10 protein-coding genes (1 of these 10 cut by a window edge) are annotated in these 13,984 nt (G+C 48.5%); 4 read left to right on the top strand and 6 right to left on the bottom strand.

From position 1 onward, the window contains the following. Positions 1–5: 5 nt before the first annotated feature. The 3 genes from QVE43_RS08865 to QVE43_RS08855 are packed head-to-tail and all read right to left on the bottom strand — an operon-like array spanning position 6 to position 3,165. Entirely contained in the window at positions 6–1,142 is a 1,137-nt protein-coding gene (locus tag QVE43_RS08865) for an efflux RND transporter periplasmic adaptor subunit (RefSeq protein ID WP_038031183.1), read from the bottom strand. A 35-nt stretch (positions 1,143–1,177) separates the two neighbouring features. Next, a complete protein-coding gene (locus QVE43_RS08860) occupies positions 1,178–2,542 on the bottom strand; it encodes a TolC family protein (RefSeq protein ID WP_288006208.1) in 1,365 nt (454 codons plus the stop codon). After that, entirely contained in the window at positions 2,539–3,165 is a 627-nt protein-coding gene (locus QVE43_RS08855; RefSeq protein WP_288006206.1) for a TetR/AcrR family transcriptional regulator, read from the bottom strand. Before QVE43_RS08855 ends, QVE43_RS08860 begins: the two co-directional genes overlap by 4 nt. Before the next feature lie 179 nt (positions 3,166–3,344). Here QVE43_RS08855 and mtgA point away from each other — a divergent pair, with 179 nt between their 5' ends. Beyond that, positions 3,345–4,124: a monofunctional biosynthetic peptidoglycan transglycosylase gene (mtgA, locus tag QVE43_RS08850; protein WP_288006204.1), complete on the top strand. Its 780-nt coding sequence runs from the start codon at positions 3,345–3,347 to the stop codon at positions 4,122–4,124. On the opposite strand, the gene QVE43_RS08845 is transcribed toward mtgA, so the two are convergent. Further along, the gene (locus QVE43_RS08845; RefSeq protein WP_308445313.1) at positions 4,110–4,655 is read right to left on the bottom strand and encodes an RNA methyltransferase; all 546 of its coding nucleotides are present in this window, start codon (positions 4,653–4,655) and stop codon (positions 4,110–4,112) included. The genes mtgA and QVE43_RS08845 overlap by 15 nt on opposite strands. Before the next feature lie 80 nt (positions 4,656–4,735). Here QVE43_RS08845 and mutS point away from each other — a divergent pair, with 80 nt between their 5' ends. The 3 genes from mutS to QVE43_RS08830 are packed head-to-tail and all read left to right on the top strand — an operon-like array spanning position 4,736 to position 10,553. Further along, entirely contained in the window at positions 4,736–7,366 is a 2,631-nt protein-coding gene (mutS, locus tag QVE43_RS08840) for a DNA mismatch repair protein MutS (protein ID WP_288006201.1), read from the top strand. Beyond that, the gene (locus tag QVE43_RS08835) at positions 7,363–8,586 is read left to right on the top strand and encodes an FtsX-like permease family protein (RefSeq protein WP_288006200.1); all 1,224 of its coding nucleotides are present in this window, start codon (positions 7,363–7,365) and stop codon (positions 8,584–8,586) included. Before mutS ends, QVE43_RS08835 begins: the two co-directional genes overlap by 4 nt. A gap of 56 nt (positions 8,587–8,642) precedes the next feature. Continuing rightward, entirely contained in the window at positions 8,643–10,553 is a 1,911-nt protein-coding gene (locus tag QVE43_RS08830; protein WP_288006197.1) for a GAF domain-containing protein, read from the top strand. A gap of 192 nt (positions 10,554–10,745) precedes the next feature. On the opposite strand, the gene QVE43_RS08825 is transcribed toward QVE43_RS08830, so the two are convergent. Together QVE43_RS08825 and QVE43_RS08820 are read right to left on the bottom strand one after the other, a co-directional pair. Next, positions 10,746–10,880 carry a hypothetical protein gene (locus QVE43_RS08825; protein ID WP_288006194.1) on the bottom strand — a complete coding sequence of 45 codons (135 nt, stop codon included), beginning with the start codon at positions 10,878–10,880 and terminating at the stop codon, positions 10,746–10,748. A 245-nt stretch (positions 10,881–11,125) separates the two neighbouring features. Next, positions 11,126–13,984 carry the 3' portion of an Eco57I restriction-modification methylase domain-containing protein gene (locus tag QVE43_RS08820; protein ID WP_288006191.1) on the bottom strand. 543 nt of this gene lie beyond the right edge of the window, so 2,859 of the gene's 3,402 nt are visible here — the last part of the coding sequence; its start codon lies off the right edge, out of view — the gene reads right to left on this strand; its stop codon occupies positions 11,126–11,128.

Genomic DNA, 13,984 nt, shown 5'->3' with positions numbered 1-13,984 from the left:
GGTCGTTAAGATTTGGCGATTTTCACTTTTTTACCTTCCGACACAAAACGGAATCCTTCATTCACCAGCACTTCGTTGCCTTCCAAGCCTTTCAATACCTGTGCTTTGCCATCGTACACACTGCCTATTTCAATATTGCGGCGCTGCACGGTCTGTGTGGTGGTATCTACAATGTACACGAACTTTCCGTTGGCATCTTCCTGCACAAGGCTCACGGGCACAACCACGGCGTCGGGCACTTCGCTGTCTTTGAGCTTGACTATAGCCACCATTTCAGGCTTGATTTTTCCATTAGGATTGCGCAAGGCTACTTCTACCCGGAAAGTGCGGTTGGTGGGGTCTATCACTTGTCCTATGTAAGTGATGCGTGCTTTTTGTGTTTCTTGCAAAGTGGGTAGCTCTACCACCACTTCGTCGCCGGTCTTTACTTGGTTCAAATAAGCTTCGGACAAGTCTGCCACCACTTTAATTTCATTGAGGCTTACCAAGCGTGCAATGGGGGTTGCTTGCGCGGCCACCTCGCCTTCTTTGGCAAAAACCTCATCTACGATGCCGCTAAAAGGTGCACGGATAACCGCCAAATCAGCTTGCGCCTGCAAAGCTGCCAATTGGCGTTCCAGCGCCTCTTTATTGGTTTTTGCTTGCAGGTACTGCACTTCGGTGCCTATTTTTTGCTCCCACAAGCGCTTTTGTTTTTCAAAAAGCGTGGTGGCCAGTTCTAATTGAGACTTTACTTGCTCTATGTTCTTCAAAATAACATCCACATCTTGGCGGGCAATCACCTGTCCGCGCTTCACCACCTGCCCTTCTTTTACATATATCTTCACGATTTTGCCCACGGTTTGCGGTGTAATCAGCACATTTTTTTCAGCCTCTACGCTGCCGCGTGCTTCTATGTAGTGGGCAAAGGTGGTGCGCACCACCGGCAAAGTGGTTATCAAGGTGCGGTCTTCGAGCTCCTCTTTAAAAGCCGGGTCCAGCGCAGCAATTTCTTTTTCCAAGGCTTTTACTTCTGCCTCCAGCTTTGCCAGCTCTTTCTTTTTCTGAATAAGTTGCTCCCGTTTGGCAGCCAAGTCGTCTTTTTTGGCACCACAGGCCACTGCAAAAGCAAGGATGCTTATGGCTATCAAAATTCGTTTCATATCGATATGCGTTTTTAAAGGATGAGTCTTGTGTTTTATTCTTGAACCAATGTACCTAAGGCTTTGTCTAAGTCTATTTTGGCACTCCATGCCTCATACAAGGCATTGTAGTAGTTTGTTTCTGCTTCCTTGAAGGCTGTTTCTGCATCGATCACTTCCAAGTTGGAACCCACGCCTTCCTGATACTTGATGGCTGCAATGCGAGCCACTTCTTTGGCAAGTTCAAGGTTGCGCTTTTGTGCCTCCAATGAGCTGATGGCATTTTGGAAGTTGATTTGTGCCTGCATGACCTCCATTTGAATGGCTTGGGTCAGCTGGCGTTTGTCTTCTTCCAACTTGGCAATTTCTATTTTGTTTTGCTGCGTTTTGTATTTTTTCTGCAAGCCGTCGAAGATAGGCACATCCAAGCGCAGCCCAACGAGCGAATACTCAAACCAACGGTTTTCGAAGTCGGTATATCCATCCAGATTCTGTCCGGCGAAGTTGGCACCTATGGTAGCAAAGGCGCTAAGCGTAGGCAGGTAGCCGGAAAGCACGTTTTTCTTGTTCAGCTCTTGCAATTGAATGGCCTGCTCGGTGAGCTTGTACTCCGGCCGGTTCTCTACCGCTGCTTCCGCTTGCAGCATTTCTTGGGTCACTACGCTCAACTGAAAATCGGCAAGCGTTTGTGATAATTTCAGGTCTTGCTCTAAGGGCATGCCCATTTGGAATTTCAAAAGCACATAGCTCAAATTCACCAGGCGGCTCACCTTTTCATATTCGGCACGCAGGTTGTTGCGTGCTACTTCCACCCGGAATACATCTATCTCCTCTGCAAAACCTGCTTCGTTCAGTGCTTTGGTTTGGATAAGCAGCGAGTCGAGGCGCTGCAAGTTGGCTTGCAACAAGCCCAAGCGCTCTTCATTGATCAGCACATTTAAATAAGCTTTGGAAACTTGTTGTGCCACTTCTACTTTCTTGACTGCCAATTGACGCACGGAAAACTCCTTGTAAGCACGCGATGCCTGCAAGCCCACGAAGTAAGAGCCGTTGAAAATCAATTGGGTGGCCGTAATGGAAGCATTGCTGTTGTACTTCGGCTGGAAAGTAACGGGCACAAAAGTGCCGGGCTCCCCTCCAAAAAACTCAGCAGGAACAAAAGAGCGCTGCACGTTGATGTTGTCGATAAACTGGGCCTGCCCATTGATTTGAGGTAAGCCCACCCCCACGGTTTCACGCACCTGCGCGGTTGCTTTCTGCACGTCGTACTGCGCTTTGCGCATAGCGGCATTTTGCTCCCAGGCGTACTCTATGCACTCCTGCAAGCTCATGGTGGCAGCCTGCTCCGGGTTGCGCTCTTCTTGTGCATAACTTACCCAAGATGCACAAGAAAGCAGTGCCACAAAGAGGTATTTTTTCATTTGTTTAACCATAGTTTTCCTTCTTCTTCATATTGTTTGACAAGTTGTAAGCCTTTTTCGGACAACACGCCGTAGATAAAATGTTTGAGCAGTTCTTCCTGCACCTCTACGAAGTGAAATTTTTCGGGCGGAAACACCTGCGGGTTGAAGACAATAAATACTTGCTCTACCCGCATGGCTGCCAATATATCGGGGCGTAAGTCAGAGCGATAAATCCCCTCTGCCATGCCGCGCTTCAGGTTTCTTTCCACCTGTTCGCGAATCACCTCATTTTTATACTGATGAAAGGATTGCCACGCCTCCGGAAAGTAGCGCTCCAGTTCATACAAAAAAGTAGGCTTTAAGGTGGCAATGACCGTACGAAAATGTTGGAATATCAAAACAATCTCTTCTATGGCATTCTGAGCCTTTTTGCGTGCCTCTTCTACCACACAATGGTCTTCCTCCATCTTGCAGCTGATGGCTTCTTTCACCAATGCCCGTTTGTCTTTAAACAGCTGGTAAAGTGTTCGTTTCGACATAGCCAAGGACCTGGCCAAATCGTCCATTGTCACGCTGCGTAAGCCATACATGCGAAATAGCTCATCGGCCTTTTGTATCACTCTTTCCTTTGCTTCTTCCATGTAATAAGCCATTGGTTTCAAACGGTACGCACAAAACTATGAAAACTTTCAAAACCGCAAAAGTTTTCATAGTATCAAAAATACCCACCTTTGTATAAGATTTCACAACAGAATGCACTTTTTAATCGATAAAGTGTGTTTATCTTCGCAAGTCACTGAAAAGCAAAACCATAGAATCTATGGAAACACAAAACACTTTTCCAAATGATATATTAAGCATTCCGGTTATTCCGGCGCCTGCCGTAGAGGATAAGCAGGGGCGTCACCGGTTATATAAGAAGTTGCGAAGCTTTGCGATATATGTACTTTTATTGGTTCATTTTTACATTTTCATACTCAAATGGCTGCCGGTGCCCTATACGCTCACCATGCTTCAGCGCAAGATAAGCTGCCGGGGATGCTCCATCGATTATCAATGGGTGTCTTATGAAGACATGTCGCCATATGTTAAAATAGCCGCCGTAGCCTCTGAAGACCAGCGCTTTCCTTCTCATTGGGGCATTGACCGGGAAGCTGTACGCCAAGCTTATCGCGAAAACCAATGGCGAAAAAAGAGGGGCTTGCCTTTGCGTGGCGGCAGCAGCATCAGCCAACAGGTGGCTAAAAACGTATTTTTATGGCAAGGTGGGGGGTATTTTCGCAAAGCGTTGGAAGTGTACTTTACCTATGCCATTGAATTAATATGGGGCAAGCAGCGTATATTGGAAGTGTATTTAAACGTAGCGGAAACGGGTCCCCGGTGCTTCGGGGTAGAAGCAGCCGCACGACGTTATTTTCACAAGCCGGCACGAAAGCTTAACTTATATGAATCGGCGCTGCTCATTGCCGGTCTGCCCAATCCCATACGCTGGAACCCGGGGCGCCCTTCCGCCTGGCTCTACCGCCGGCAGCAACATATCATACGCCAGGTGCATTTGCTTGGCGGCTATGCCTATCTTCGAGATTTAAGGCGTTTTTGAAGCAAAAGCATGCTGCCAATAATGCCAGCAAACAATGCCCAGCGTTACCGACACATTCAGCGAATGTTTGGTGCCAAATTGCGGAATTTCAAGCGCCATATCCAGCAAGGGCAGCACTTCTTCCGACAAGCCATACACTTCATTGCCGAACACAAAAGCGTATTTTTCTTCTGCGGCAGGGCGAAAGTCCTGCAAATAAGTGGGGCTGTCGGTTTGTTCTACCCCCACCATGCGATAGCCCTGTTCTTTAAGTAGCTTGATCGCCTCGGCTGTCTGCTCAAAGTAGTGCCACTCTACCGACTCGGTAGCCCCCAGGGCTGCCTTATGGATTTCTTTATGGGGTGGTTGCGGCGTAATGCCACAAAGATATAGCGCCTCTACGGCAAAAGCATCGCCGGTGCGGAAAGCAGCCCCTACATTGTGGGCACTGCGCAAGTTGTCGAGCACCAACACCACCGGGTGCTTCGGCTGATTTTTAAAAGTATCTACATCTACTCTTCCGAGTTCTTCGAGCTGCAGCTTGCGTATCATTCTCTTCGGGATTGAAAGTGTAAAAAGACGTAACTTTGTTGGTAGTGTATCAAATGAGCGAAGGAATCAGCAAAAGCGTTATGGCAAAAAGCAAGACCAAAGAAACGCCCTTGATGCGGCAATATTATGCAATCAAAAAGAAATATCCGAATACTATCCTGCTGTTTCGTGTGGGTGATTTTTATGAAACTTTTGGCGAAGATGCCATTCAAGCCAGCCGTATATTGGGCATCACGCTTACCAAACGTTCCAATGGGGCTGCTTCGGAAGTAGAACTGGCCGGTTTCCCGCACCACGCACTCGACAACTACCTGCCCAAGCTTATCAAAGCAGGCAAGCGGGTGGCTGTCTGTGACCAACTCGAAGACCCCAAGCAGGCAAAGGGCATTGTCAAACGGGGGGTTACAGAATTGGTTACTCCCGGGCTCTCGCTCAACGACCAAGTGCTGGAAACCAAGAAAAACAACTACCTCTGCGCCATTTGTAAAGAAGGCGAACAGTTTGGCGTGGCTTTCCTCGATATTTCCACAGGTGAGTTTATGAGCGGGCAAGGCAGCCTTGCCTATGTGGAAAAGTTATTACAGAGCTTTGCCCCTGCCGAAATCCTTTTTCCTCAACCTATCAAAAAAGAATTTCCGCTGCTCTTTGGCAGTGAGTGGAATGTGGAATACCTCGATGACTGGGTGTTCACTCTTGACTTTGCCGAAGATGCCCTTTGTCGTCATTTTGAAGTAGCGACCCTCAAAGGTTTTGGGGTTGAACACTTGCCGCTGGGGGTTACGGCTGCCGGTGCCATTCTTCACTACCTAAGCATCACAGAACACCACCACATTGCCCACATACGCCATCTGGCACGCATCGAAGCAGAGCAATACGTATGGCTTGACCGCTTTACCATTCGAAACCTTGAGCTTTTACGCCCGCAGCACGAAAACGGCGTAGCGCTGATTGACGTACTCGATGAAACAGTAACCCCCATGGGGGGGCGCCTGCTGCGCAAGTGGGTAGTGCTTCCTTTGAAATCGCCCGACGCCATCCGGGCACGCCTGCTGACGGTCAAAGCCCTGCATGCCGATCGCAGTCTGTTGGAATCTTTACGTGCCCATATGAAACCCATCGGTGACTTGGAACGCCTGGTATCAAAACTGGCTACCGGACGCATCAACCCCCGCGAACTGCGCGCCATGGCAAAGGCACTGTGTCAAATACAGCCTATCAAAGATGAGCTGGCAGAAATTCTGTCCGAAGACCACGAGCAGTCTTTTCATCAGCTGCACAGCCTCTGGCAACAAATGGACGACTGCCGCGAGCTTGCCGGTCTTATATTGAAAAGCCTGATAGAAAACCCGCCCATCAGCAGCACACAGGGCGGCATCATTGCCGAAGGCGTCCATGCTGAACTTGACGAGCTGCGCAACCTGATGAACAACGGCAAGGAGTATCTCGATAAAATCCTGGAACGCGAAATCATTCGCACGCAAATTCCTTCGCTCAAAATAGGCTTCAATAAAGTATTTGGTTATTACTTGGAAGTAACCAATGCCCACAAAAGCAAAGTGCCCAACGACTGGATTCGCAAGCAAACACTCGCCAACGCAGAACGCTACATTACCGAAGAACTCAAAATATATGAAGACAAAATACTGCGTGCCGAAGAACAAAGCATCGAACTGGAAGCACAGCTCTACCGGCAACTCGTAGAGCAAGCCTTGCCCTACATCGGACGCATACAACAAACCGCCCAGGCGCTTGCTCACCTCGACGTGCTTGCCAACTTTGCTTACATTGCTCAATTGTACGGATACCACTGCCCCGAAATAAACGACGGGCACACCATCGACATCCGGGAAGGGCGGCACCCGGTCATCGAACGCTCGTTGCCCATAGACGAGCACTATGTGCCCAACGACCTTTACCTTGACCGCGATACTCAACAAATTCTTATCATCACCGGACCCAATATGGCAGGTAAGTCTGCCCTCTTGCGCCAAACAGCTTTGATTGTACTGATGGCGCAAATGGGGAGCTTCGTGCCGGCAAGCCAAGCCCGCATTGGCGTAGTAGATAAGGTATTTACCCGTGTGGGCGCTTCGGACAACCTGGCGAAGGGCGAATCCACCTTTATGGTGGAAATGACCGAAACGGCTTCCATCATGAATAACCTGAGTGACCGCTCGCTTATACTGATGGATGAAATCGGACGGGGAACCAGCACTTATGACGGCATCTCTATAGCATGGAGCATCGTTGAGTACTTGCATAACCACCCGCTTTATCGTCCCAAAACCCTTTTTGCCACACACTACCACGAGTTGAATCAATTGGCAGAGCATTTGCCGCGCGTCAAAAACTTCAATGTAGCCGTCAAAGAACTCAAAGACAAGGTCATATTCTTGCGAAAGCTGCAGGAAGGCGGCAGCGAGCACAGCTTTGGTATTCATGTTGCCAAGATGGCGGGCATGCCTTCGGGCATCGTACGGCGGGCAGAAGAGGTACTTAGCCTGCTTGAAGAAGAAAAGATGCATGACCGGAAGAAGTCCAAACGGCTGACAGCCGCAAGCCCTGCCATGCAACTGCAGATATTCCAAGCCCATGACCCGCAATGGGAAAAAATAAAACAGTTCCTGGGCGGTCTTGACCTGAACACACTTACCCCCCTCGAAGCCCTCATGAAACTCAACGAGCTAAAACAAATGATGGAGTCCGAATGAAAGTAAATGCTACTACCTGGCTTATTGCCCGGCGCTATTTCCGTTCGCGCAAGCGCCAAAAGTTCATCAACCGCATGACTACCCTCGCCTGGCTGGGCGTAGGCGTCAGCACAATGGCCATGCTGCTGGTGCTGTCTGTATTCAACGGACTGGAAGACTTGCTACGCCAACAGTTTAGCAAATTCAATCCTGATTTAAAAGTGTTGCCCGCCCAAGGAAAAACCTTTTTACTAAACGACAGCCTCAGGCAAAAAATCAAGCAAACAGACGGCATCGATACTTTCAGCGAAGTGATTGAAGATGAAGCCGTGGTGCGCTACCATGAAAAACAAATGGTAGCACGTATCAAAGGCGTAAGCCACAATTACGGTGAAGTAAGCGAATATCCCAAGCACATGGTAGCAGGGCGCTTTGTGCTGCAAGAAGACGATTACTACTTTGCCATCATAGGCTACGGTGTTTATCGCACCTTGAGTTATGCATGGGGCGACATCAACCCCTTGGAAATATGGTATCCGAACCGAAAGGGAAAAATCACCCTAAGCGAACGGGACCTCCAAAAGGGACTGATTCAAGTAGGCGGCATTTTTGAAGTAGAGTTTGAGCAAGATGCCCGCTACATATTGGTACCACTTCCGTTTGCGCAAGCCCTCATGCAATACGAGCAAGAGCGCTCGGCACTCGAAATCAAAGCCAAGCAGGGAAAAGTCGCTGCTCTGAAAACTCAACTAAAAAAGCGATTGGGCGATGCTTTTTTGGTACTTGACCGGGAAGAGCAACAAGCCGATATCCTGCGTGCCATCCGTACGGAGAAGCTCTTTGCCGGCTTGGCATTGGGCGTTATTTTATTGATTGCTGCCCTTAATATATTTTACACACTATCCATGGTGGTCATAGAAAAATCAAAAGACATAAGCATTTTATGCAGCATGGGCGCCCCGGAGCGTTTCATCCGGCATGTTTTCTTGTTGCAAGGCGCCATGATTGGGCTTAGCGGTGCTTTAAGCGGCATTCTGCTCGGCAGTTTTATTGTATGGCTTCAGGAGCGCTACGGTTTGATTAAAATGGGCGTTGTCAGCAGCATCGTCGAAGCGTATCCTGTGCGCTTGGCTTGGCAAGATGTGTGCACCGTAGGTCTTTGCATGATATTACTCACCATTGTTTTGTCGTATATCCCTGCACAAAAGGCCGCCCGCTCATTTCGTATAGAGCGGCTTTAAAATTTCAACAAAATGATTAACTTGCTTATAGAGCTGCAATGAAATCGCCACATGCCATGAAGCAACAACCTACACAGAGCTATATACAGAGAAGCATTTTGCCGTCCGTCAAATTCAACTCAATTCAAGCGAAAGCCACTCTGTTGCTCATTGCCTTGGTAGTCCTCACCCTGGCAAGTTACTTACTGGTTTTTTACCTGACCAACTATCTTGCCCGCCATCATGCTTGGAGCGAAGTAGCCCGGCGCAATGAGTTGAGCGTACAACAGATGGCCTCTTGGGCAGAAAAGGTTGCTGCCGGCGAAATGCAACTCACAAAAAAAATAGAACAGGAAGCCATTGCTTTTCAAAACCGGCTCGACATCCTCAAAGAAGGCGGCGAGGTGTATATCACACAAAAACGCCTGCAACTGCCGCCCGTGCGTGGCGAAGCACAAAACAAGCTGATGGAGGTAGAAGTATTATGGAACAACTATAAGAAACAGCTCGATATTCTTATTACGCAAGAGCCCACCGTGCCTGCTATAGACAGCAGCTATAACGAGTTTGGCATTGTGGAATACACGGTACGAAAAGTGCCCAATCGCGACAGGCAGGCAGCCATCGTGTACATACGCGACAACAGCTTTAATCTGCTAAAGCAAACCTCCGAACTGGGCGACATTTTAGCGGCCGCTTACTATGATGCCAAGAGCCGTGCCACACAAAACCTAATCATTGCCTTCCTCATTTACGTAGGCCTCTTCGTTGTTACCTACATTCAATTCAAGCAGTCACTCATTACCCCCATACGCCGTATTGCAGCCGCCGCCGAGCGATTGGCAGCAGGCGATGTCAATATTCACCTGCACATAAGACAAGAAGACGAGGTAGGCAAATTGGCCCAAAGCATCAATGCCCTAAGCAACAGCCTGCGCAATGCAGCGCACTTTGCAGACGAAATAGGGCATTACCGTTTCGATGTAGCATTCGAAGCACGCAGCGATAAAGACCTGCTGGGAAAAGCATTGCTTGAAATGCGCGATAACCTCAAACGTATCGACGAAGAAGCCAAGTTAAGAGAATGGCACAACCGTGGCATCGCTATTTTTAATGAACTATCGCGCACCGAGTTCAAAGAAATCGACGAGTTTGGCTATCGTGTGATTTATGAACTCATACGCTACTTAGACATTGTGCATGGGGCTTTCTATGTGGTAGAAGAAGAAAAAACCGGAAGGCGCTATATTCGCATGGCAGCCTGCTATGCTTATGACCGCCGCCGTTTCGATGAAGTTCAGTTCGAACTGGAAGAGGGCGTAATCGGACAAGTCGTATATGAAAAAGACAAAATCATTTTGCGCAACCTGCCGGAAGGCTACTTGCAAATAAGTTCCGGTTTAGGCGAAAGTAAACCTAAAATGTTGCTGGCAGTACCATTAAAAACAGAACAAGCCGTGTTTGGTGTGCTGGAGCTGGCTTCATTTCGCGAATTTCAACCTCATGAAATCGCCTTCGTCGAAGAGGTAGCTGAAACCGTAGCCATGTCCATCGCTTCTGTGCAAATCGCCGAACAAACCCGCAAACTGCTACAAGAAGCACAAGAAACTGCCCAACAAATGCGGGCACAAGAAGAAGAGATGCGCCAAAACCTCGAAGAGCTGGCTGCTACTCAAGAAGCGCTCGCCAAACGGGAGCAAGAACAAAGAGAGGTGATAGAAAGATTGCGAAATGAATATGAGTCACGCCTTGAAAGTGTCTATAAAAGGGAAAAGCAGCTAAAAAACCAATTGCAAGAAGCGCAGCAAGAAATGCAAACTTTACGTGTAAAGATGGCCGAACTGGAAAGACAGCGCGACGAATTGCGGCGGGTAATTCATCAGTTACGCCAAGACGACAAACTGGCACGCCAGGCAATCAAAGTCAAAGACGAAGAAATTGCCGAACTAAAAGCCCAAATAGAAGAGCTGAAGAAAAAGAAAGGGTAGAGCAAAACCTTTGAGCACCCCTCTTGTCATTTCGAGCACCCCTCTTGTCATTTCGAGCGCATGCGAGAAATCTCTTTTTGCTTCTTGTGGCTTGGGTTGGTGAGATCTCTCACTCGCTGCGCTCGTTCGAGATGACAAGAAGCGTGGGGTGAGAGATAGCAGGCTGTGCATGGTGCCTGCTTCAAAGGCGCGCTACGATGCCTCCACCACTTTTATTTCTTCTTCCGTTAAGCCGTAAAGTTCATATACCATTTCGTCTATTTCCCGCTCCCATTGGGTGGTGTCGGCGTTTTTGTCTTGTTTTTTGGCGGCAAGGATTTTGTCCACCAATTGCTCGATTTGTGCTACAATGTGTCTGATTGTTGGAGTGAGTGGAGGCAATGTAATTTTTCAAAAGTACTGTACATAAGCATACTATCCAAACTGCACCGAGTTGTTACAGGTTTGTTTACATAATATTTAAGGCTGAATTTAATACAACCAAGATATAATTTAGATTTCTCCTGTCATAAGAAAGCAGTGTGCCATTACCAAACTCATTCATTTGGCAAAAGTAAAATGATGGATGTCCTTCAAGTGCTTCTCGAATAAATCTTCTCCTTCTCAAACTCTTGGTAGTAGGCAATGGTATCTTGTGTTTCAAACCATTTGTTGGTGGTTTTTTTCCGGGCATTAAAGCCCAATTCGGGATACTTTTTTCCTGATTGATCCAGTTGCCTTATATCAAAATGGTCCAGAAAATATTTTTTCAAAGCAGGATAATCATCAATGTTTAAATGCAAGGCAGGAAAGGTGCCTATCACCCACAGCCCTGCCCAGTCGTAGTAGTAGCGTTTGATGTCTCGGCCGCGCAGGATGGGTTTGATGATGGCTTCGGTGCGTTTTCTTTCTTCTTCGTCCCGGCAGTTGGCAAGTATTTCGTTGCGTTTTTCGGTGCTGATGATAAAGGCTTCGTTGAGACCGGTCAATATCCCACGATAAATTTTCACATCCCATTCTTTGAGGGGCTTGCCTTTGGCTTCTATCTTGGCTTTGATGCGCTGTTCGGCTTCTGAGGCAATGGTCCAGCTTTCATTCATCTGCGGGCAGAGGTGCACATAGCGGTCGCCAAAAGCCTCGATGTTTCGCACGTTCTTCTCTTTGCTGAGGTCCAGGGCTTTGAAAGGTGCCCGGAAAGGGCTCTTGCGCAGAATCAAGATGTTGGAATCCACGGTGGCTTCTTCGAAAATGCCGCTGCCCAGGTCAATCAGCAGCTCGGGCTGGGTGTGCTGCAGGAAAAAGTTGCGCAACGATTTGCCATAGCCGGCACGCATCCACTTGTTCGAAGTGATATAAGCCAAATAGCCGCCGGGTTTGAGTATCTCCACGCCTTTTTCATAAAAAAGGGTGTAGATGTCGCCGGTTTTGTCGTAGGTTTGGTAGCCCAACCGTTTCAACTGTTCGGACACCTCTTTCATTTTTTGCAGTTGAATATAGGGCGGGTTGCCCATGACCACGTCGAAGCCCACGAAGTCGCCCTCGTCGTTGAGCACTTCGGGGAATTCAAAACGCCATTCAAAGGCATTTTCAAAAATCTTGTTTTCCTTGATTTCCTCAATCTCTGCTTCCAGCTTTTGTATTTCCTTGGTCAGCCGCTGCACTTTTTTGTTCCATGCGGCTTTTTCTTTCTTGCTCATTTCAAAAATTTGCTGCTGGTTGGTCAGCTGCTGCAACTCGCCCTGCAGCCGGCGCAGCTTTTTCATTTTGGGGTCGTTCAAAGAAATCTCACTCCTGAAATCGGCTTTAATGTCAGCAATGAGGCGCTCCATCTGGCGCTTCTCCTCTTTGTTTGAGGCGTTGCGGTAGCTGCTCACCGCCTGCCTGTAGCTCTCGATGCTCCACTTGCTTTTTTTCAGGGCTTGCCTCAGGTCGGCATCTATGGCAAAGCGGCTCACGAGCGAATTGCCGCATTTGATGTTGATGTCTATGTTGGGCAGGGTTTCCAGCTCTATTTCGTTTTTGTAGTAAGCGTTTTTGAGCAGCTCAATCCACAGACGCAAGCGGCAAATCTTCACCGAGTTGGGGTTGATGTCCACGCCAAAGAGGCAGTTTTCAATGATGGTCTGTTTTTCGTGGAAAAGAGCTTCCTGCACGCGCCGGCTTTCGGGGTTGTGGGGGTTGTATTCAAACAGCTCGCCCTCTTCGCCGGTAATTACCAGTTCGTCGTTCACCACTTCCACCTGATACTCTTTCAGACGCCTGCCGTTGCGGTCCTGCAATATTTTCAGGTCGTTTTTGATGGCAATGATTTCGTTGAGTGCCGACACCAAAAAGTGCCCGGAGCCTACTGCCGGGTCGCATATCTTGAGGCTGTTTACTATCTCGTTGGCTTCGCGGCGGTCTTCAATCTTATCGTAAAGCTCGTCGAGGCTTTTGCAGTTCCATCCCTTCATTTCGTTGAATTTCTGCACCACCGCCCGGCGGATGGTCTCGCGGCACATATACATGGTGATGAAACCGGGCGTAAAGAAAGAGCCGTCTTTGTAACCGTTGATTTTCTCGAAAATCAAGCCCAGCACCGAAGCGTTGATGAGTGTTTTGTTTTCTTCCTGAATCTCTTCGGAGCCCTCACTGCTGAAATCGTAGGCATCAAGGAAAGCAAAAAGATACTGCAAGGTGGGCATGTCGCCTTTCCGCCTTTTGCCATGCCGGTCTTTGAGTACCGTTTGTTCAAACACGGGCATGCTCTTGTCGTCTCTCAGATTGCTGATAAAGATGGTTTGCTGTTCTATTTCGGTAGGCTCGAAAAGCGAGGAATTGAGGTAGGGCACCCGCCCGAAAACCTTGGCTATGTCGTCGTTTCGTTGGTTGTGTGGGCGTGCCAGCACCTGAAAAAACAAGGTATTCAGGTCGTCGTAGCTTTTGATTTTGCCGGCGTCGAGGAAGGCATACGCCCTATCGCCTTTGTGGAAGGCAATCAGCTGTGCTTCCAGCAATTTGAGGAAGAGTATGCGGTTAATCCAAGTGATGATGAGCTCCATGGCTACATTGAAAAGGCGCTCTTCGTAGGTGCTGCCATATTGGGCGGGCTTGTCGAGGCGGCTGATTTTGTCCAGGGCGTCGAGCTGCACAATGGTCTCTTCAAGCAAGGAGCCGGCATGGCGCTCTCCGGCTTGGTTTCGTTGTATCAGCCTCTTGCTGCCCTCCTTCACTTCGGTTAGCCCAATGATGTGCAACAGCTCGGCATAAAAGCGCTTGTCCAGGCTGTTGCTATCGTTGGCAAAAGGCAGTTTCAAAAGGTGTTCGGGCGACAACAGCTTGAAAAGAACGATGAGGCGGGCATCATCTGCCTTGTCGTCATTGCGCAGCGGCTGCAGGTAGTCCTGCAAATTGAAGCAGGCAAATTCAATTTCGCCGGCAACGCTTTCAATGAAAGGCTCGGCTATTTGTTT

This window comes from Thermonema sp. (genome assembly GCF_026003375.1).
Taxonomy (GTDB): Bacteria; Bacteroidota; Bacteroidia; order Cytophagales; family Thermonemataceae; genus Thermonema; species Thermonema rossianum.
The sequence above is the reverse complement of the archived record's forward strand: the minus strand, read 5'-3'. Positions and strand labels throughout refer to the sequence as shown.